Annotated in this window: 12 protein-coding genes; 2 read left to right on the top strand and 10 right to left on the bottom strand. The window is 71.3% G+C overall.

The window, feature by feature from the left end; genetic code table 11:
* Positions 1-41: 41 nt before the first annotated feature.
* From DEJ43_RS33060 to DEJ43_RS33020, 9 genes are all read right to left on the bottom strand, one after another.
* Positions 42-641 (bottom strand): DUF4328 domain-containing protein, encoded by a 600-nt coding sequence (locus DEJ43_RS33060; protein ID WP_015037788.1) that lies wholly within the window; start codon positions 639-641, stop codon positions 42-44.
* A 116-nt stretch (positions 642-757) separates the two neighbouring features.
* Complete coding sequence (locus DEJ43_RS33055) at positions 758-1816, bottom strand: rhamnogalacturonan acetylesterase (protein WP_015037787.1); 1059 nt, start codon at positions 1814-1816, stop codon at positions 758-760.
* Positions 1817-1833: 17 nt separating this feature from the next.
* Positions 1834-4557, bottom strand: a complete 2724-nt coding sequence (locus DEJ43_RS33050; RefSeq protein WP_015037786.1) for an exo-rhamnogalacturonan lyase family protein — start codon at positions 4555-4557, stop codon at positions 1834-1836.
* 655 nt (positions 4558-5212) lie between these two features.
* Positions 5213-6082, bottom strand: a complete 870-nt coding sequence (locus DEJ43_RS33045; RefSeq protein ID WP_015037785.1) for a serine/threonine-protein kinase — start codon at positions 6080-6082, stop codon at positions 5213-5215.
* Positions 6079-6987: a carbohydrate ABC transporter permease gene (locus DEJ43_RS33040; protein ID WP_015037784.1), complete on the bottom strand. Its 909-nt coding sequence runs from the start codon at positions 6985-6987 to the stop codon at positions 6079-6081. The genes DEJ43_RS33045 and DEJ43_RS33040 overlap by 4 nt, the downstream gene beginning before the upstream one ends.
* The gene (locus DEJ43_RS33035) at positions 6984-8042 is read right to left on the bottom strand and encodes a carbohydrate ABC transporter permease (RefSeq protein ID WP_015037783.1); all 1059 of its coding nucleotides are present in this window, start codon (positions 8040-8042) and stop codon (positions 6984-6986) included. Before DEJ43_RS33035 ends, DEJ43_RS33040 begins: the two co-directional genes overlap by 4 nt.
* Positions 8042-9325, bottom strand: coding sequence for an ABC transporter substrate-binding protein (locus DEJ43_RS33030; protein ID WP_015037782.1), 1284 nt, complete (start codon positions 9323-9325; stop codon positions 8042-8044). The genes DEJ43_RS33035 and DEJ43_RS33030 overlap by 1 nt, the downstream gene beginning before the upstream one ends.
* 161 nt (positions 9326-9486) lie before the next feature.
* The gene (gene arfA / locus DEJ43_RS33025; RefSeq protein WP_015037781.1) at positions 9487-11010 is read right to left on the bottom strand and encodes an arabinosylfuranosidase ArfA; all 1524 of its coding nucleotides are present in this window, start codon (positions 11008-11010) and stop codon (positions 9487-9489) included.
* A 186-nt stretch (positions 11011-11196) separates the two neighbouring features.
* On the bottom strand, positions 11197-14109 hold the full coding sequence (locus DEJ43_RS33020) for a glycoside hydrolase family 48 protein (RefSeq protein ID WP_015037780.1): 2913 nt from the start codon (positions 14107-14109) through the stop codon (positions 11197-11199).
* A 272-nt stretch (positions 14110-14381) separates the two neighbouring features.
* Here DEJ43_RS33020 and DEJ43_RS33015 point away from each other — a divergent pair, with 272 nt between their 5' ends.
* Positions 14382-15926 carry a cellulase family glycosylhydrolase gene (locus DEJ43_RS33015; RefSeq protein WP_079179237.1) on the top strand — a complete coding sequence of 515 codons (1545 nt, stop codon included), beginning with the start codon at positions 14382-14384 and terminating at the stop codon, positions 15924-15926.
* Between the two features lie 16 nt (positions 15927-15942).
* Complete coding sequence (locus tag DEJ43_RS33010) at positions 15943-17688, top strand: glycoside hydrolase family 6 protein (RefSeq protein WP_071892272.1); 1746 nt, start codon at positions 15943-15945, stop codon at positions 17686-17688.
* 151 nt (positions 17689-17839) lie between these two features.
* On the opposite strand, the gene DEJ43_RS33005 is transcribed toward DEJ43_RS33010, so the two are convergent.
* Entirely contained in the window at positions 17840-18871 is a 1032-nt protein-coding gene (locus DEJ43_RS33005) for a LacI family DNA-binding transcriptional regulator (RefSeq protein WP_015037775.1), read from the bottom strand.
* Positions 18872-19139 lie beyond the last annotated feature (268 nt).

Here is a 19139-nt window from a genome sequence, read left to right as displayed (position 1 = left end):
TCGGCCGACCGCCAGCCCCCGGTCCCTTACGGGGCCGGGGCTCAGGTCATGTTGAAGTACGGCAGGGGGCCGGCGGGCTGCCCGGCGGTCACCCTGCGGACGAGCGCGATCGCGAGGACCGCGCAGAGGACGGCGATGCCCTCGTCGACCGGGCCGTGGTAGTCCCACCGGCCGAGGACCAGGAGGTGGAAGGTGACCGAGAGCGGACCGTCGAGGAGCCAGACCGACCACCAGGCGTTGATCAGCCACACGTCGCGTGGGGTCCCGCCGGCCCGCTGGATGTCGAGGGTGATGCGGCGCGGCACCCACCACATGGCCAGCGGGACGATCCAGGCGCCGAGGGCGAAGGCCGGACGGTACCTGTGGCGGCCGGGGGCGAGGACCTCGGCGTTGCAACGCACCCGGTGGAACCAGAAGAGGAACGCGATCCAGCACGACACCTGGAGCACGCCCGGCCACGGGACCATGCCGTCGGCGAGCCAGGGCGAGTCCTCGCCGCCGGTCGCGATGACGTAGACGTCGGTGAGGGCCTGGGCGGCGATCAGCGACTGCACCACGAACGCCGGCCGGGCCGGATTGCGGAACCGGTAGCGCGGCCCCCGTACGGCGGCCGGTCCGACGGGCACGTTGTACGCGTCCATGAGGGGTCCCCCCGGGATACGGTGACGCCGCCGCGGTACGCCACGGCGGCGCTGATCACCGGAATCGTAGAGGCGTCACCGGCCCGGCATAAGGCCCGGCGCCCCGCCGGCGCGGGTCAGCGGAGCAGCCGGTCCGGGACGATGCCCAGGGCCCGCAGCTCGGCGGCGACCAGGGCCGCGTACTCCGTGGCCCCGCGCACCGAGGTGTGGGTGTTGTCCCGTTTCTCCGTGGTCAGGTACAGCGCCTTCGACGCCTCGGGTCCCAGTGCCTCGACCCGGCGCTTGGTGAGGGCGGTCAGATCGATCAGCGGGGTGCCGAGGCCGGCCGCGAGGGCCCGGATCTCGGCGGGATGGTCCACGCCTAGCCCGTTGACGAGCAGGGCGGTGCCGTTGTTCAGGGTGCCGTCCGGGCTGAACCAGCGCCGGACGACCGGGGTGACGAGGACGGGTTCGCCGCCCCTGGCCCGTACCCGTTCGACCAGCGTGGTCAGGTTGGCGCGGTAGGTGGCCGCGTCCGTCTGCTTGTCGTTGTGGGCGAGCTGGATCAGGACGGGGTCGCCGGGCCGGATCGCGGCCTCGACCCGGTCGAAGAGCGCCGGGTTCGCCAGGAAGCTGACGGTGCTCTCGCCGGAGTCGGCGTGGTTGGCGACCGCGATCCCCCGCTTCAGATGGACGGGGAGCATCTGGCCCCAGCCGCTGTACGGGTCGCCCGGCTGGTCGCAGACGGTCGAGTCCCCGACGAGGAGGAGCCGCCGGGCCGCGCGGGCGGGGGTGACCCGGAGCGCCGTGACGCTCGGCGCCCCGCCGCCGATCACCAGGTCGAGGCCCGGGCTGCCGGCGGGCCCGGTGGGCTCGCCCTCCGGGTCGCGCACGTCCACGGTGAACGACCGCGCGACGCGCTGCCCGGCCCCGGTGACGGTCTCGGCCAGCAGGGCGCGCCGGGTCTCGCCGGCGACGGCGGTGGACCCGCGCTCCTCGCCGCCGAGGGTCACGGAGACGTCGTACGTGCCCGGCGCGACGTCGAAGTGGCAGGTGAGGGCGCCGGTGTCCGTGGCGGTGCAGTGGTCGAGGCCCTGGCCGTAGGGGCCGTCGACGGGTGAAGCGTGGGCGGTGGGTGCGGCGGCGAGGGCGCCGAGCAGCGTCGCCGCGACGGCGAGCGTGGCTCTCTTCCTCATCGTGTGGCCTCCGGGGGTCAGGCGGGCAGGTGGTCGCCGACGAGGGCGAGGTTCTGGATGGCGGCCAGGCCGTACAGAGCCGTGGTGTTGGTACTGATCCACAGATGCTCGTAGCCCGGTTCGAGGGCGGCGGAGCCCTGGACGGGCGTTTTGTCCCACACCATCGCTCCGGTATATCCGTCGCTCTTGTCGAACTTGGCCCAGGCGCGCTGGGCGAGCTTGGTGTCGTTCAGCTGGGCGGCCGCGTAGGCGTCCTGCCGCGAGTGGCCCTGGAAGAGGAGCAGGGTGCCGAAGTTCTGGCCGTAGCGGGCGGCCTGCTCGGTCTTGGAGGCGTTGAAGTAGCGGCAGTAGTCGAGCCAGGCCTCCTTGAACTCCGGCAGGTCCACGAGGTCGATGAGCTCGGCGCACATCTCGACCAGGCCGAACATCGCGGAGAGGTGGGACACCCCGACGACGGGCTTGTCGGCGACCGCGAAGCGGCCGGTGTCGAGGTCGTAGAGACCGGTGCCCTGGACGAAGCCGTTGGGCTGGGCGGCGATGGTCTCCATGGTGGAGCGCAGCCGCGCCTCCGCCTTGGCGGCCTTGGGGCCGCCGCGCTCCCACTCGGTGAGCCAGGCGGCGGCGAGACCGCTCCAGTCCGTGCCGAAGCCGATGGACAGGGCGTGCCGGTCCGGGGTGTACGGCTCGGTGCGGATCTTCCGGATGGGGTCGAGGACCAGGAACGTCTCGTCGGAGTCCACCAGGTCGTGCATGAGGTCGCCGACGCGTTCGTCGGCGGTGAGGAAGTAGTACGGGCGGCGGTAGACGGCCGTACTGATCCGCTGCTGCTTGGCGCTGTCGGCGAAGTGCTGGACGCCGTGGCGGGTGCCGAGGCCCGCCCACTTCCCCAGGTGGTAGACGTCGACCTCGCCGGTGTGCCGGGTCATGGCCTCGGCGAAACGGAAGACGTCGGAGCGGCCCGAGCGGAGGTAGGCGTACCAGAGCCAGAGGTCGGGTGACAGCTCGGAGTTGTCCCAGGCGTAGCCCCCGACGTCGTACCGCCACTGGTGCCGGTCCTCGTCGTAGGTGTGCATGATGTCGCCGTAGTCCCAGAAGCCGTACCAACGGCGCTGCTCCGCCTGGTCCTTGTAGTAGGTGAAGAGGTAGTCGAGGTGGTCCTCGATCCTCGCCCTGGCCGGGGTGGAGCGGTCGACGGGCGAGAACAGACCGCCGAACACCCGGGCGCGGACCAGGTCTTCCGGACTGACGGCGAGCTGCGGCGGGACGCGGACGGCGGCCGCCTGGGCGACGAGCGCCGCCGCGGTGGGGGTGGCGGCGTTCGCCCAGAACATCAGCTCGCTGGTCCGGGCGATGCCGTACGGCGTGCCGAAGCCCGGCTCGTGGTCCTCATAGGTGATGTTCAGGCCTTCGAGCTGCTCGGGGTAGGTGTCCTGGCCCATGCCGTCGTGGTAGAAGCGCAGGTCCATGGGCTGGGCCTCGGGCGACCAGAGCCACAGCGTGACCTCGGCGGCGTCGCCCGCGGCGCCCCGGATGTCGAGCTGGGCCGGGTGCTTCTGCCAGAAGTCCCGCAGGCCGAAGGAGAGTCCGCCGGACACCCCACCGACGTAACCGAAGCCGCTCGCACGGCGGCCGCCGCCGGCCGGGATCCAGGCATGGCCCGCCTTGGTCCGCTTGCGCAGGCCGAAACCGTCGGCGGAGAGCTGGGCGAGGGTGTAGTCGCCCCAGGTCGGGACGTACTGCATACGCGTCGTGACGCGCTGGTCCCAGGTGGCGGGATCCGGCAGCTTCTCCCCCTTGACCTGGGCGGCGCGGACGGCGGCGCCCGGGTCGCGGCGCAGCCCGGTGACCCCCTGGACGGCCTCGGTGAGGAACCCGGCGCCCTCGCCGGCGATCCGGACGTGCCGGTCGTACGGGGCGTCGCGCATCGGGACGGTGAAGCGGACGCCGAGGCCGCGGATGAAATCCTTGTTCTGATCGCCGTCATAGGTGATGGTGTGGACCATGCGGAAGGACTCGGAACCGGCGTAGAAGTACAGCCGCACGGAGAACGGCAGCCAACTGCGGCTGCCCTTGCGGTGCTTGCCGTCGATCCGCACCACGGCCCGCACGGGGCCGTCCTGTTCGACGACGGCGGCGGAGATCTCGCCGTCGAACCGCTCCCACTTCTCGTTCCCCTGGTCGCCGTCGTCGAGGTCGCTCTGACGGAGCAGGACGAGCCGGCCGTCGGTGGCGATCCTCACGCCGTCGCGGGTGACGGACTCGACGAGCTTCCCCCCGTCCCTGGAGACGACGGCCCGGACGATGCCCGTGTCGACGGTGATCCGCCGGCCGGACTCGGTGACGGACACGGACTTCGCCGCCGTCGCGGGGGTGCCGGGAGCCAGGGTGAAACGCTCGGCCCCGGCGGCCTCGGGACCGACGGCGTGCGCCGTCCACTTGAGGGAGCCGTCGGGCCAGCGGGCGGTCGTCCACGTCTGCACGGGGACGGAGGTGCCGTCCGCGGCGGTGAGCGCGAAGACCTGGTCACCGGGGTGGACGCCCTTGGGCCACGCGGCGCCGAACGTCGACCCGGCGGCGGCCCCGAGCCCACCGGGCTCCAACCACCCGACACGCGCGGGCACCCCACCCGCCGACGCCCCGGCGGCCCGAGCGTCCTCACGCCCGAGCACCCAACTGAACTGAGCGGCGACGCCGGCGACGGCGGCGGCCTTGAGAAGAGAACGACGAGGTATAGAGGACACGAAACTCCTTCCGGGGCATGCGGGGCATGCCGGTGGCAGTGGCTTCACAGAAAGACGACCTGCGCGCGCCGGGGGCCGGTGACCTCCACCCCCAGGGCGCGCTGCGCCCAACAGGGCGGTAACCGACCACGCCCGCACGGGCCTCCGCCCCGCCGGGGCGCCCCAGCGCTGCGCGCGGCGCGCCGACGCGCACCCGCCGTGCGGGCATTCACCCCGCAGGGGCGGCACCCACCCCCAGGCCTGCACGCGGCGGGCCGGCGCGTACCCGCCGTGCGGGCATTCGCCCCGCAGGGGCGACGCCCACCCCCAGGGCTGCGGGCCGGTGCGGACCCGCCGTATGGGCGTTCGTCCCGCCGGGGCGACGCCCACCCCCAGAGCTGCGCACGGCGGGACGGTGGCTGCCCACCCCCGTGCGGGCGTTCGCCCCGCTGGGACGGCGCCCACCCCCAGGGCCGCGCGCAGCGGGACGGCGCGCACCCGCCGTGTGGGCAATCGTCCCGCTGGGGCGATGGGGGTCCCCCCTGCTCGAGCGAAGCCGAGAGCTTGGGGGAGGGTGGGCACACGGGACGGCGCCCTTGGCGGCGCCTCCGCCCCTTGTGCCTTGACCCGCACCCACGGCGCGGCACGCATCCGGTGCGGGTTCAGGCGCGGAAGCCTAGGCCCGGCAAGGGGCGCCGTCCGTTGTGCCCACCCGTTCCGCCCCAGCGGAACAGTTGCCCACAACGGGGTCGGCGGAGGTGCGGGTGGGCAGCGCCCCGGCCGAACGATCGGCCACAACGGGGCCGCCGGAGGGACGGGTGGGCAGCGCCCCTGGCGGACGATCGCCCACAACGGGGTCGGCGGAGGTGCGGGTGGGCAGCGCCCCGGCCGAACGGTCGGCCACAACCGGGTCGGCGGCGGTGGGCAGCGTCCCGGCCGGATGATCGCCCGCAACCGCGGCCACGCGGCGTTCCGTCGCCAAGGTCGCGGCGACCAGGACGCCGAGCGCCGGCAGCGCGAGTGGTGTCGAGAACCAGGCCGACGCGGCGATCACGACGAGCCCGCAGACCACCAGGAGCGACCCCGCCGGATCGCGCAGCGCGCGCCGCGCCGCCGGGCCCAGCAGGTCCCGCCAGCGCCGCCCCGGCCGCCAGGCCGTGGCCGCCCGCAGCAGGCTGACGGTCAGCCAGAGCGCGCCGAGGACCGCGAGGGCCCCCGCGACTCGCCCGCCGGGCACGGGCAGCGCCCGTACGAGGGCGAGGTCGGCGCCCACCACGGCGAGCGCGGTCAGGTAACCGGTCCCCACCGCCCAGCCCCCGCCCCGCAGGGCCCCGCGCAGGTCGGCCGCGAAGGAGCGAAGTCCGGTCTCGTGGTCGCCGGTCCAGCGCCGCAGGTGCCCCGCGCCGGCCGCGAGGGCCGCCGGAAGGGTGACGAGGGGCAGCGCGGCGACGCCGATCCACACTCCGACGAGCAGGCACTCGGCGAAGACGGCGAACCGGGCCCGGAACCGCTCCCTGGAGCGTTCCCCGGAGCGTTCGCGGCTCATTTGAGCCCCGACGTGGCCATGCCGTCGATGAGGTATCGCTGGAAGGCGAGGAAGAAGGCCACCACCGGGAGCAGCGCGACGAGCGACATCGCGATCATGCCGCCGTAGTTGGCGACGCCGTCCTGGTCGACGAACATCTTGAGGCCGAGGGAGACGGTGTACTTCTCGGGTTCGTTGAGGTAGATCAGCGGTCCCATGAAGTCGTTCCAGGCGTTGATGAAGGTGAAGATGGCGCTGGTGATGAGCGCGGGCCGGCACAGCGGCAGCACGATCGACCAGTACGTCCGCAGGTGCCCGCAGCCGTCGAGCCGCGCCGCCTCGTCGAGTTCCTTGGGCAGTCCGCGCATGAACTGGAGCATGAGGAAGACGAAGAAGGCGTCCGTGGCCAGGTACTTGCCGAGCAGCAACGGCGTGTAGGTGTTGATGAGTTCGAGCTTCTGGAAGAGCACGTACTGCGGGATGAGCAGCACGTGGTACGGCAGGAGCAGCGTGCCGATCATGGCGGTGAAGAGCAGTCCGCGTCCGGCGAAGCCGATCTTGGCGAAGGCGTAGGCCGCGAGGGAGCTGGAGAGGACCACGCCGATGACCGAACCGACGGCCAGGAAGAGGGAGTTGCCGAAGAAGGTGGTGATGGGGATGTCGGCGATGCCGTCGGCGAGGCGCCGGTAGTTGTCGGTGATGGGGTCGGTGGGGAAGAGGGCGAGGCTGCCGACGATCTCGTCGTTCGGTTTGAACGAGCCGCCGATGACCCACACCACGGGGTAGAGGATGACGGCCAGGACGGCGAGCGCCCCGAGGTGCCAGGCGAGGGAGCCCGCCGAGCGGCCGGCTCGCGCGCCGGCCGGCCCGCCGGCCCGGGTCCGGGTCCGGGTCTCGGGGCCGGGCCGGGTGCGTACGAGGCTCATCGGGCCCCCTCCTCGTAGTGCACCCAGCGCCGCTGGGACCAGAAAAGGAACGCCGTGACCACCGCGACGGCGAGCAGCAGCATCCAGGCCATCGCCGAGGCGAGTCCCATCCGGCTGTTCTCGAAGCCCTGGATGTAGAGGTAGCAGGTGTAGACGAGGGTGCCGTCGGCCGGTCCGCAGGCGTTGCCCTGGCTGCCGATGATGTAGGCGGAGCCGAAGATCTGGAAGGAGTGGATGGTCTCCAGGAGCACGTTGAAGAAGAGGACAGGGGAGATCATCGGCAGGGTGATGCTCCAGAACCTCCGCCAGGGGCCCGCACCGTCGACCTGGGCCGCTTCGTACAGCTCGCGCGGGACCTGTTTGAGTCCGGCGAGGAAGATGACCATGGGGGCGCCGAACTGCCAGACGGTGAGGGCGACCAGTGCGTAGATGATGCGGTCGGGGTCGCCGATCCAGCCGCCGGGCTCCAGGCCGAGGAACCGCTGTCCCCGGTCGATCGCGGCGCCGTCGGAGAACAGGGCCCGCCACACGATGGCGATGGAGACGCTGGCGCCGACGAGCGAGGGGGCGTAGAACGCGGCCCGGTAGAAGCCCTGTCCGCGCCGGCTCTGGTTGAGCAGCAGGGCGACGCCGAGTGCCGCGGCCAGTTTGAGCGGGGTGCCGATCACCACGTACCAGCTGGTCACTTCGACGGAGGTGCGCCAGCGGGGGTCGCCGAACATCTCGGTGAAGTTGTCGAGGCCGACCCATGTGGGGGCGTCGAAGAGGTTGTAGTCGGTGAAGGCGAAGTAGAGCGAGGCGATCATCGGTCCTGCGGTGAGCAGGAGGAATCCGGCGATCCAGGGGGACATGAAGAGGTAGCCGGCGAGGTTCTCGCGGCGGGCTCGGGCACGCCGCCCGGGTCGGTGGGGCGTCGGGAGCGGGAGGCCCCCGCCGGGCGGGGCGGCCGCGGCGGCGGGCGCCGGGGCGGGCGGGTTCGGTGGCCCGGGCGGCGCTTCGGGATGCGGCCCGGGGTTCGACGGGGCGTGCGGTTCGGAGGTCACGGCGGCGTCCATCAGGAGGCGAGCGCCGTCTTCGCCTCGGTGAAGAACTGCTTCACCGCGTCCGGGACGCTCCGGGTGCCCAGGGACATCTCCTCGCCGAGCCGCAGGAACGCGGCTTCGGTGACGTCGGCGCCGGCCGGGTGCGGGGTGATCGGCTCCAGGACGCGGGACTCGACGAGTTGCTTCTCGTAGGCGGCGATCTGCTTGCCGACCTCGTCGTTCGGCACGTAGGCCTCGTACTGGGCGGTGGTGGCCGGGACTCCGCGGTCGTAGCCCATGATCTTTCCGACGTCCGGGTCGTGGACCATGAAGTCGATGAACTGGGCGACTTCCTTGGGGTGTTTGGTGCGCCGGGAGCCGCTGAGCATGAGCGAGCCGAGGTACTGGCCGGTCTTGCGGCCGTCGGTGGTGGGGATGGGGGCGAGGCCGTACTGGCTCTTGCCCTCGGAGGCGTACCGGACGGTGAAGTTGTCCCAGGTGAACTCGCAGGCGGCGAGTTCGGCGGTGACCGCCGACTTGGGTTTGGCCTGGATGGTCCGCTTGGGGTCGGCGTAGATGCCGGTCTTCACGCCCTGGTGTGCCTTGGTCCACCAGTCCGTCAGGTCCGCCTCGGTGAAGCCGAGTCCGGCGGTGGTGAAGAAGGCCTTGCCGTGCTGGCGCAGGTAGAGGTCGTACAGGTACATGATCCCGTACGGCCCGGCGTCGCCGGCCCGGCCCTGGCTGTCGCGGATCTTCGCGAGGGCCGCGTGGTACTCGTCCCAGGTCCAGCCGGCCTTCGGGGTGATGCCGGCCTTGCCGAAGACGGTCCGGTCGACGACGAGGGCCATGGAGTTGCTGCCGACGGGTATGCCGAGCAGTTTGCCGTCGACCTCGCCGAACTTCTCCAGGCCGGCCCGGAAGCCGTCGAGGCGGAGGTTTCCCTGCTCGGCCTGCTCGCGCAGGTCGAGCAGGACGTTCTTCGCGTCGTACTTGCGCAGGAAGCCGATGGCGTTCTGGAAGACGTCGGGCGCGTTGCCGCCGGACGCCTGGGTGTTGAACTTCTTCCAGAAGTCGGCGTAGGGCTGGAAGTCGGTCTTGACCTTGATCTTCGGGTACTTCTTTTCGAAGAGGGCGATCGACTGGTTGATCCGCTTGGCCCGGTCGTCGGAGCCCCACCAGGCGTATCGGAGGGTGACGGTGCCGTCTCCGGAGCCGGAGCCGGCGCCGCACCCCGTGGCGGTCAGACCGAGTGCCGCCAGGGACCCGCCCGCGAGCTTGAGCAGATTCCGACGGTCAACAGTGCCTTGAGTACGCACAGTTCGTCCTCCCGCGCGTGATTAGAACGTTTCAGGAAAGCGCTTGCTGGGACAAAGTAGGTTCGCCCGTCAGCCACGTCAACGCTTCGGACAGGATCTTTCGAAGCGCTTCGAGCGAGAGGAGGGGACGACCAGGCTGAAAGGATTCAATGCATGGCCGGTCAGAGCAGCCGGATCACGTTCCACGACATCGGTTCGAGCACGGCCCGCAGCGTCCCGTCCACGAGCGTCGCGCCCTCCCCCGCGTGCGGGACGACCCGCTCCGGCTCGTCGAGGGTGTTGCGCGCCTCCGGGTCGGAGTCCGCGAGCACGCTGTGCTCGACGACCCGGCCCAGGTCGAGACCGCGCAGGGCGACCGCCAGGTCCAGGGGCGCGTTCCGGCCACGGTTGACCGCGAAGACGGTGACGCCGCCGTCCTCGCCGCGCACGGCCGTGGCGTGCAGCAGCGGGACGTCCCCGTACCGCTCGGTGGGGTACGCCGGCGAGTCCACCCGCACGTCGAGGACGGTTCCCCGGCCGTACCGGGAGGCCTGGGCGAAGGGGAAGAAGGTGGTCTGGCGCCAGGCGGGACCGCCGGGTTCGGTCATGATCGGGGCGATCACGTTGACGAGCTGGGCGAGACAGGCGACCGCGACCCGGTCGGCGTGGCGCAGCAGGGTGATCAGGAGGGTGCCGAAGACGACGGCGTCGGTGACGGTGTAGACGTCCTCCAGGAGGCGCGGGGCCTCCTGCCAGTCCGCCACGGGGTGGGGGTTGGGCCGGCGCTGGTACCAGACGTTCCACTCGTCGAAGGAGAGGGTGAGCTTCTTCGGCGACTTGAGCCGGGCGCCGACGTGGTCGCAGGTGGCGACGACCTCCTTGATGAAGGCCTCCATGTCGACGGCGGAGGCGAGGAAGGAGTCGCGGTCGCCGTCCACCTCCTCGTAGTAGGCGTGCAGCGAGACGTGGTCGACGACCTCGTACGTCTCCGCGAGGACGGTCGCCTCCCAGGCGGCGAAGGTGGGCAGGCCGCGCGCCGAGCTGCCGCAGGCGACGAGTTCGAGCCCGGGGTCGATCTGGCGCAGGGCGCGGGCCGTCTGCGCGGCGAGCCGCCCGTACTCCTCGGCGGTCTTCTGCCCGGTCTGCCAGGTGCCGTCCATCTCGTTGCCGAGGCACCACAGGCGGATGCCGTAGGGGTCCTTGGCGCCGTGGGCGATCCGGCGGTCGGAGAGTTCGGTGCCGCCGGGGTGGTTGGCGTACTCGACGAGGTCCATGGCCTCGGGGATGCCGCGGGTGCCGAGGTTGAGCGCCATCATCGGCTCGGCCTGCGGACCGACCTTCCTGAGGAAGGCGATGAACTCGCCGAGTCCGAAGCGGTTGGTCTCGGTGGTCCGCCAGGCGACGTCGAGCCGGCGGGGGCGCTCCCCGACCGGGCCGGTGCCGTCTTCCCAGCGGTATCCGGAGACGAAGTTGCCGCCGGGGTAGCGGATCGCGGTGACCCCGAGCTCGCGGACGAGCTCCAGGACGTCGGTGCGGAGTCCGTCCTCGTCGGCGGTGGGGTGGCCGGGTTCGTGGATGCCGGTGTAGACGCAGCGGCCGAGGTGTTCGACGAAGGAGCCGAAGAGGCGGGGGTCGACGGGCCCGACGGTGAAGTCGGGGTCGACGGTGAAACGAGCGGTGCGGGTGGTGCGTTCGGTGTGGGACACGCGATTCCCTCTCGTTCAGATTGTTCGAAATATCGACCGATGGCCGTATTTCCGAACGAGAACGTAGGAGCCGGGACTTCGCGCGTCAATGGATCACGGATCCGCGTCGGCCGAAGGCCGGGCGGGCCCCTCTCGGGAACCGCCCGGCCTCGTCGTACGTGGAGCCCGCTCTCGCGGGGCGGGCTGTTATTCGAGCAGCTCCGCGTACGAGCCCATGGCCAGGGCGATGTCCGCCTGGGCCCAGAACCGGTGGTACGTGAAGACGGGCGCGGCGCCGCCCGCCAGGTAGGCCTCGATCTTGGGCCAGGCCGGGTCGTTCTTGTAGAAGGAACGGATCGAGGCGAAGGTGGAGGTGGCGTTCACCGGGTCGCCGTTCGGCATGGTGCCGGTCCAGCCGTTCGGCACGTACACGGGGTCGTCGAACCGGTTGTAGTCGGCGCGGGTCTCCGGGACGGCGATGCCCAGCGGGTCCTGGTGGTGGGCCCACATGCCGTCGAGGAGGGCCTTGGCGACCCGCTTGGCCTCGGCGTGGCCGGACTTGGCCGCGTAGTAGGTGAGCGTCTTGGCGTAGGCGGCGGCCACGCCGACGTCGTCGGTGTAGTCGGCGACGGTGACGTGCAGCCCGGCGTTGGCGCCGGGGTTCGCCGCGTTCCAGGTGTCGGGCGCGCCGGACCACTGGAGGGTGGACGGGATGCGGTAGGTGCCGTCGGGGTTGATCGTGGTCTTGGACAGCGCCCAGGTGACCCACTTGTCGAGGACGGTCTTCGCCGCCGCGTCACCGGTCTGCTGGTAGTACTCGGCGACGCGCTCCATGGACCAGGCCTGGAAGCCGAACCACTGGTTGGACGCCGGGTCGTGGTAGACGGGCTTCTCGTCGTAGTACATGCCGTGGAAGGTGGGGGTGCCGGCCGGCGGGGTGGCGTACCGGCCCTGCCAGCTGTTGGTGGCGCCGCCCGCGATGGCGCCCTCGTCGGACTGGAGCCAGCGGTAGAACTCCAGCTGCCGGTCGAGGCTGGTCGCCCAGTCCGCCTGGCCCGTCGCCGACTTGGGCTTGAGCGGGGCGTACTCGCTGAGCGCGTAGGCGGCCAGCGGGTTCTGGTAGCCGCTGTGGTTGTGGCTGGAGCCGATGCGCCACGACCAGCCGGCCGAGGTGTCGGTCGCGCCGCCCCAGGCGTAGTACCAGGAGAGCAGGTAGCTGGCGCTGTCCTTGCCGGTGCCGGCCGGGCAGGTGGTCGGGCCGACGCAGTTGCCGATCTTCTTGAAGTACTTGTCGAACATGGCGTACCGCAGGTAGTCGCCCATCTTGGCGGCCTTGCCGACGGTCGTGGCGACCTGGGTGCCCTTGCCCTGCTCCTTGGCCCAGAGGTCGGCCCAGTAGGCGGCCTGGACGGCGCGGGCGTCGGCGTCGGGGGCGTTGGTGAACTTCCACTGCTTGGCGTAGGAGGAGTCGCCGGTGAAGAGGTCGAGGTAGCCGTTCTTGCCACCGTAGGCGAACTTGTCGCAGGTCGGGTGGGTGACGGTCTCCCAGACGGACTCCTGCGGGCCGCGCTGGAAGGTGTTGATGTACGAGGGGCCGGTGGCCGTCGGTCCGGCGGAGCACTTGCCGGGCTCGTTGCCGAAGCCGTAGACGTTGTCGACGTCCTGGATCCAGTGCATGCCGTAGATGTCGTCGGTGCCGTAGGCGCTCTTCAGCTCGCCCGCGATCGGGTCGACGCCGGCGGTGACGCCGCCGTCGAGGCGCGACGGGTACTGCGAGGGCAGGTCCCACTCGGGCGCGTAGGTCGCCGGCTTCGAGGCGTTGTAGCTGCCGGTGGTCGGCGTGTCGGCGTGGGTGGGGATCATGAATTTCTCCATGGTGTCCCAGGCGCCGTTGAACTTGGTCCAGTCACCGGTGATCTTGCCGTACATGGCCTGGAGCCAGATCAGATAGCTGTACGCCTCCGAGGTCGTCTCGTGCCCGTGGTCGGGGGCCTCGACGATCAGCGTCTCGACGGAGTGGTACGGGATGCCCTCGGGCGAGAAGTAGCCGTTGGCCGGGTTGGTGATCTTCCCGTGCAGGTCGAGGAAGCGGGCGTCGTACGTGGAGTCCGCGGCCAGCTGGGCGACGGTGACCTCGGCCTTGGCGTGGCCGGGGGCGGTCGCCGTGAAGACGGCCGAGCCGGTGCCGGTGGCCGCGGCGGTGACGGTCACCTTCTGGGCGGTGTTCCAGTTCGCCGGGGTGAAGGTGAGCGTGGCCGGGCTCGCGGTGAGGTTGGTGTTGCCCGAGGTACGGGCGACGCTCACCGTGACGTTCGTGGTGGGGGCGGTGGAGAGCTTCAGGTCGAAGGTGCCGGAGGCGCCCTGGCGTACTCCGAGCTGGCTCGGAGCGGCGACGAGCGCGGGTCCCGCGGCGACGGTGATGCCGACGGGCGCGGACTCGGCGGAGGCGCCGAGGCTGTCGTAGGCCTTGGCGTAGAGGGAGTGGGCGCCGGTGGCGAGGCCGGTGGCGCTGAAGGTGAAGGGCGCGGTGGTGTCGGTGCCGAGGAGCGTGGTGTCGCTGTAGAACTCCACCTTGCTCACGGTGGCGCTGTCGGCCGCGGCCGCCGTGGCGGCGAGCGGCACCGCGGCGCCCGCGGTGAAGACGGCTCCCGGTGCCGGGCTGGTGAGGACGGCGACGGGCGGCTGGTGGGCGCCCGTGCAGGGGGTGCCGTTGACCGCGAAGGAGCTGGGCGCCGCGTTGGCGCCGCTGTAGGTGAACTGGGCACCGGTGGTGACGGCGGCCCCGGGGGCGAGGGTGCCGTTCCAGGACGCGTTGGTCACGGTGACGTTCTTGCCGGACTGCGACCAGACGCCGCTCCAGCCGTTGGTGAGCTTCTGGTCGCCGGCGTAGGCGTAGGTGAGGGTCCAGCCGTTCAGGGCGGCGGCGGCCCGGTTGGTGAGGGTGAGCTCGGCGGTGAAGCCCGAACCCCAGTCGTTCGTCTTGTAGTCGACGCTGCACTGCACGTCGGCGGCCTGGGCCGTGGTGGCGCCGACGGCCGTGAGGCCCAGCGGGAGGGAGAGCGCCGCGGCCAGCGCGGTCAGCTGCCGGCGTGGTCGCGTTCGTGCTCGGAGGCGTGGCATGCGGTGGTTCTCCTCGCGGCTCGGGAGGTCGGGGGAGCGAAGAGCTGGACGGTGTGACAGTCAAGCTTTGAACCAGTGGGAGCGCTCCCACTGTGCAGTTGGGGCCCAACGCCGTCAAGATGTGTGAGGAAGTCGAAGTCAAAAGCCGGGGAATTTACCCAACTCCTCTTTTCCTTGGCATGAGTTGCCGCTACGGTCTGCCCGACCAGTGGGAGCGAATCCGTCCGGTCGGCACACCGTCAGGGGTGTGCCCTCGCTGCGAGGACTCGCTCATGCGACATCCCCCACGTCTGTCCGCGCTGCTCTCCGGAGCGGCGCTCACGATGGCGAGCACCGCGTTCGCCCTCATGGGTACGGCCTCAGGAGCCGCGGCCGCACCCGCCTGCACGGTGGAGTACTCGGTCGTCGGCCAGTGGGCCGGCGGCTACCAGGGCGCCGTCACCGTCACCAACAACGGTGCCGCGCTGAACGGCTGGAGCCTCGGCTTCGCCTTCCCGGCCGGCCAGGTCGTCAGCCAGGGCTGGGGCGGCAAGTGGTCCCAGTCCGGGACGAACGTCACGGTCGTGAACGAGAGCTGGAACGCCGCGCTCGGCACGGGCGCGAAGATCACGGGCGGCTTCCTCGCCTCCTGGTCGGGCGCCAACACGGCACCCACCGCGTTCACGCTCAACGGCACGCCGTGCGACTCGGGCACCCCACCGACGCCCACGCCCACCGACCCGACCACGCCACCCACCACTCCTCCGACCACCCCGCCCACCACTCCCCCGACGACGCCGCCCACCACACCCACCCCCGTGACCGGAGCACCCGAACTCAGCGTCTCCGGCAACAAGTTCACCGACCAGAACGGCGCCACCCGCCGACTGCTCGGGGTCAACCGCTCCGGCGGCGAGTTCATGTGCGTCCAGGGCTACGGCATCTGGGACGGTCCCGTCGACGACGCGTCCGTCAAGGCCATCGCCGACTGGAAGGCCAACACCGTCCGCATCCCGCTCAACGAGGAGTGCTGGCTCGGCCTGGACAACATCAAGCCCGAGTACCGCGGTACCCCCTACGTCAACGCCGTCAAGGACCTGGTCACCAAGGTCCTGGCGCACGGCATGACCCCGGTGGTCGAACTCCACTGGACGTACGGCCAGTACACCGGCAACTCCTCCGGCTGCGCCGACGTGCACGCCTCCTGCCAGAAGCCGATGCCGAACGCCCAGTACACCCCGGCGTTCTGGACCTCGGTGGCGAACACCTTCAAGAACGACAAGCGGGTCGTCTTCGACCTGTTCAACGAGCCCTATCCGGACCGGGCGACCTCCACCGCGACCCAGGCCTGGTCCTGCTGGCGCGACGGCGGCAGCTGCCCCGGCATCGGCTACGAGGTCGCCGGCATGCAGGACCTGGTGGACGCGGTCCGCGCCACCGGATCGAGGAACCTGATCCTCGCCCCGGGCATCGCGTACTCCAACGACCTGAGCCAGTGGCTCTCGTACCGCCCCACTGACCCGGCGGGCAATCTGGCCGCCGCCTGGCACGTCTACAACTTCAACACCTGCGCCGACGAGACGTGCTGGAACAACACCCTCGCCCCGGTGGCCGCCGAGGTACCCCTCCTCGCGGGCGAGATCGGTGAGAACACCTGCGGACACGCGTTCATCGACCGCGTCATGAAGTGGTTCGACGACCGCGGCCTCTCGTACCTGGGCTGGACCTGGAACACCTGGAACTGCAACTCCGGCCCCGCACTGATCAGTTCGTACGACGGCACTCCCACCGCATTCGGCATCGGGCTGCGCGATCACCTGCGCTCCCTCACCCCGTGAAAGGAACCCCACCCGCATGAGCCGCACCAGTCGCACCGCCCTCCTGGCCGCACTCGGCCTCATCACGGCCACCGGCGCCACCGCCACCGTCTTCGGCACCGCCACCGCGGGCGCCGCCACCCCCGGCTGCAAGGTCGACTACCAGATCACCAACCAGTGGAGCACCGGCTTCGGGACCAACGTCACGGTCACCAACACCGGTGACCCGGTGGCCTCCTGGACCCTCGAATGGAGCTACGCCGGCAACCAGCAGGTCACCCAGGGCTGGAACGCCACCATCACCCAGTCCGGCGCCGCCGTCACCGCCAAGAACGTCTCCTACAACGGAACCCTGGCGACCGGCGGTTCAACCTCCTTCGGCTTCAACGGCTCGTACAGCGGCACCAACGCCGTGCCCGCGACCTTCAAGCTCAACGGCGTCGTCTGCAACGGCGCCACCGAGCCCACGACGCCGCCGACCACCCCGCCCACCACTCCCCCGACCACCCCGCCCACCACACCGCCGGCCGGCAGCAAGGCCGACAACCCCTACGCCGGCGCCAAGGTTTACGTGAACCCCGAGTGGGCCGCCAAGGCCGCCGCCGAACCGGGCGGCACCAGGATCTCGAACCAGCCCACCGGCGTCTGGCTCGACCGCATCGCCGCCGTCAACGGCTCCGCCACCTCCATGGGCCTGCGTGCCCACCTCGACGAGGCCCTGCGCCAGAAGGGCTCCGGCGAGCTGGTCGTCCAGCTGGTCATCTACAACCTGCCGGGCCGCGACTGCGCCGCCCTCGCCGCCAACGGCGAGCTCGGCCCGACCGAGATCGGCCGCTACAAGACCGAGTACATCGACCCGATCGCCGCGATCCTCGCCGACTCCAAGTACGCGGGCCTGCGGATCGTCACCACGGTCGAGATCGACTCGCTGCCCAACCTGGTCACCAACGTCTCCGGCCGCCCGACCGCCACGGCCAACTGCGACGTCATGAAGGCCAACGGCAACTACATCACCGGCGTCGGCTACGCGCTGAAGAAGCTCGGCGCGATCGGCAACGTCTACAACTACGTGGACGCCGGCCACCACGGCTGGCTGGGCTGGGACGACAACTTCGGCGCCTCCGCCGAGCTGTTCAAGCAGGCCGCCACGGCCGAGGGCTCCACGCTCTCCAACGTCCACGGCTTCATCGTCAACACCGCCAACTACAGCGCCCTGAAGGAGGACCACTTCACCATCAACGACAGCGTCAACGGCGTCTCCGTGCGCCAGTCGAAGTGGGTCGACTGGAACCGGTACACCGACGAGCTGTCCTACGCCCAGGCGATGCGGGCCAAGCTCGTCTCGCTGGGCTTCGACAGCAACCTCGGCATGCTGATCGACACCTCCCGCAACGGCTGGGGCGGCGCGGCCCGGCCCACCGCCGCGGGCCCGACGACCACCGTCGACACCTACGTCAACGGCGGTAAGTACGACCGGCGCATCCACCTCGGCAACTGGTGCAACCAGTCCGGCGCGGGCCTCGGTGAGCGGCCCCAGGCGGCGCCCGCCGCGGGCATCGACGCGTACGTCTGGATGAAGCCCCCGGGCGAGTCCGACGGCGCCAGCAAGGAGATCCCGAACAACGAGGGCAAGGGCTTCGACCGGATGTGCGACCCGACCTACACGGGCAACGCCCGTAACGGGAACAGCATGTCGGGCGCGCTGCCGGACTCGCCGCTCGCGGGCCAGTGGTTCTCGGCCCAGTTCCAGGAGCTCATGAAGAACGCCCACCCGGCGCTGTAGTGCCCGCCGGGGCGACACCCGCCGCCCCGGGAAGTCGCGGGGAAACCGGCGCCGGGAAGCCGGCGCCGCACCACCCGCCCAGGCCCCGCGGCCGGCCGGACCTCCGGGTCCCGGCCGGCCGCGGCAGGCTGCGCGCGCCCGCCCGTCGGCGTCAGCACGACTTGCGGGCGATCAGCTCCGTCGGGAGGACCTGCCGACGGGGCTCCGCCGGGGCCTCTCCGTCCCCCTGGATCTCCTGGATCAGCATCCGTGCCATCGTGCGTCCCATCTCCTCGATGGGCTGCCGGACGCTCGTCAGCGGCGGGTCCATCAGCCGTGCCACCGGCGAGTCGTCGACCCCGACGAGGGCCACGTCGTCGGGGACCCGGCGGCCCGCCTCCCGCAGGGCCGCGCGGGCGCCGGCCGCCATCACGTCGGACGCGGCGAAGACGGCGTCCAGGTCGGGGCTTCGGTCGAGCAGCAGGCGCATGGCCCGTCGGCCGCCCTCCTCGGTGAAGTCGCCCGCGGAGACCAGCGCCTCGTCGGGGGTGAGCCCGGCCTCCGTGAGGCCGGCCCGGTAGCCGCCGAGCCGGGCGCGCGCCACGTACATGTCGAGCGGCCCGGTGACGGTCGCGATCCTGCCGCGGCCGCGGGCCACGAGGTGGGCGACGGCCGCCCGGCCGGCGCCGATGTTGTCGGAGTCGACGTACGGCACGGGCTCGGCCTCGGAGCGGCGGCCGTTCATCACGACGGGCAGGCCCAGTTCCCTGACGCGCTCGGGCAGCGGGTCGTCGCCGTGCACGGAGGCGAGCAGGACGCCGTCGACGCGTTGGGCGGCGAGGTACTGCTCGAAGCGCTGCCGTTCCTGTTCGCTGCGGATCAGGGTGAGGAGCAATTGTTTGTCGGCGTCGGCGAGTTCGGCGCTGACTCCGCGGATGAGGTCGAGGAAGTAGGGCTCCGCGAAGAGCCGGGCCTCGACCTCGGGGATGACGAGGGCGATCGCGTCCGTACGGCTGCCGGCCAGGGCGCGGGCGGCCTGGTTGGGCACGTAGCCGAGCTCGGCGACGGCCTGGGCGACGGCCGTTCTGGTCTGCTCGCTCACCCGGGGGGAGCCGTTGATGACCCGGGAGACCGTGCCCCGGCCGACCCCGGCCCTGGCCGCGACCTCCTCCAGGGTGGGTCTGCCGCTCTGCCGTCCGTTCACAACTCCCGAACTCCCCTCGTAGGACAACGCGCAGCTCACCAGGGCCCGGCCGGGAACGAAAGCAGGGATGGGAGCGCTCCCACAGTAGTCCACACACCACCGGCGCGCCACGAGCCGCGTTCAGGAGATGACGTGACCCGCCCCCGCCCGGGCCCGCGAAACGCCCGGAAAACCTTCCGGTAACGAATCCGCGTTCATGTCTTGACACTCACACCCGCCAGGCAGCAACCTTCCGGCAACGACGTGGGAGCGCTCCCATCCGGGATGC

The sequence above is a fragment of the Streptomyces venezuelae ATCC 10712 genome (genome assembly GCF_008639165.1).
Classification (GTDB): Bacteria; Actinomycetota; Actinomycetes; order Streptomycetales; family Streptomycetaceae; genus Streptomyces; species Streptomyces venezuelae.
The sequence above is the reverse complement of the archived record's forward strand: the minus strand, read 5'-3'. Positions and strand labels throughout refer to the sequence as shown.

Bases quoted from the DNA above. Each gene is read 5' to 3' on its own strand.
- DEJ43_RS33035 (WP_015037783.1), bottom strand. From the start codon at position 8,042: ATGGACGCCGCCGTGACCTCCGAACCGCACGCCCCGTCGAACCCCGGG.
- DEJ43_RS33040 (WP_015037784.1), bottom strand. From the start codon at position 6,987: ATGAGCCTCGTACGCACCCGGCCCGGCCCCGAGACCCGGACCCGGACC.
- DEJ43_RS33060 (WP_015037788.1), bottom strand. From the start codon at position 641: ATGGACGCGTACAACGTGCCCGTCGGACCGGCCGCCGTACGGGGGCCG.
- DEJ43_RS33015 (WP_079179237.1), top strand. From the start codon at position 14,382: ATGCGACATCCCCCACGTCTGTCCGCGCTGCTCTCCGGAGCGGCGCTC.
- DEJ43_RS33010 (WP_071892272.1), top strand. From the start codon at position 15,943: ATGAGCCGCACCAGTCGCACCGCCCTCCTGGCCGCACTCGGCCTCATC.
- DEJ43_RS33055 (WP_015037787.1), bottom strand. From the start codon at position 1,816: ATGAGGAAGAGAGCCACGCTCGCCGTCGCGGCGACGCTGCTCGGCGCC.
- DEJ43_RS33020 (WP_015037780.1), bottom strand. From the start codon at position 14,109: ATGCCACGCCTCCGAGCACGAACGCGACCACGCCGGCAGCTGACCGCG.
- DEJ43_RS33045 (WP_015037785.1), bottom strand. From the start codon at position 6,082: ATGAGCCGCGAACGCTCCGGGGAACGCTCCAGGGAGCGGTTCCGGGCC.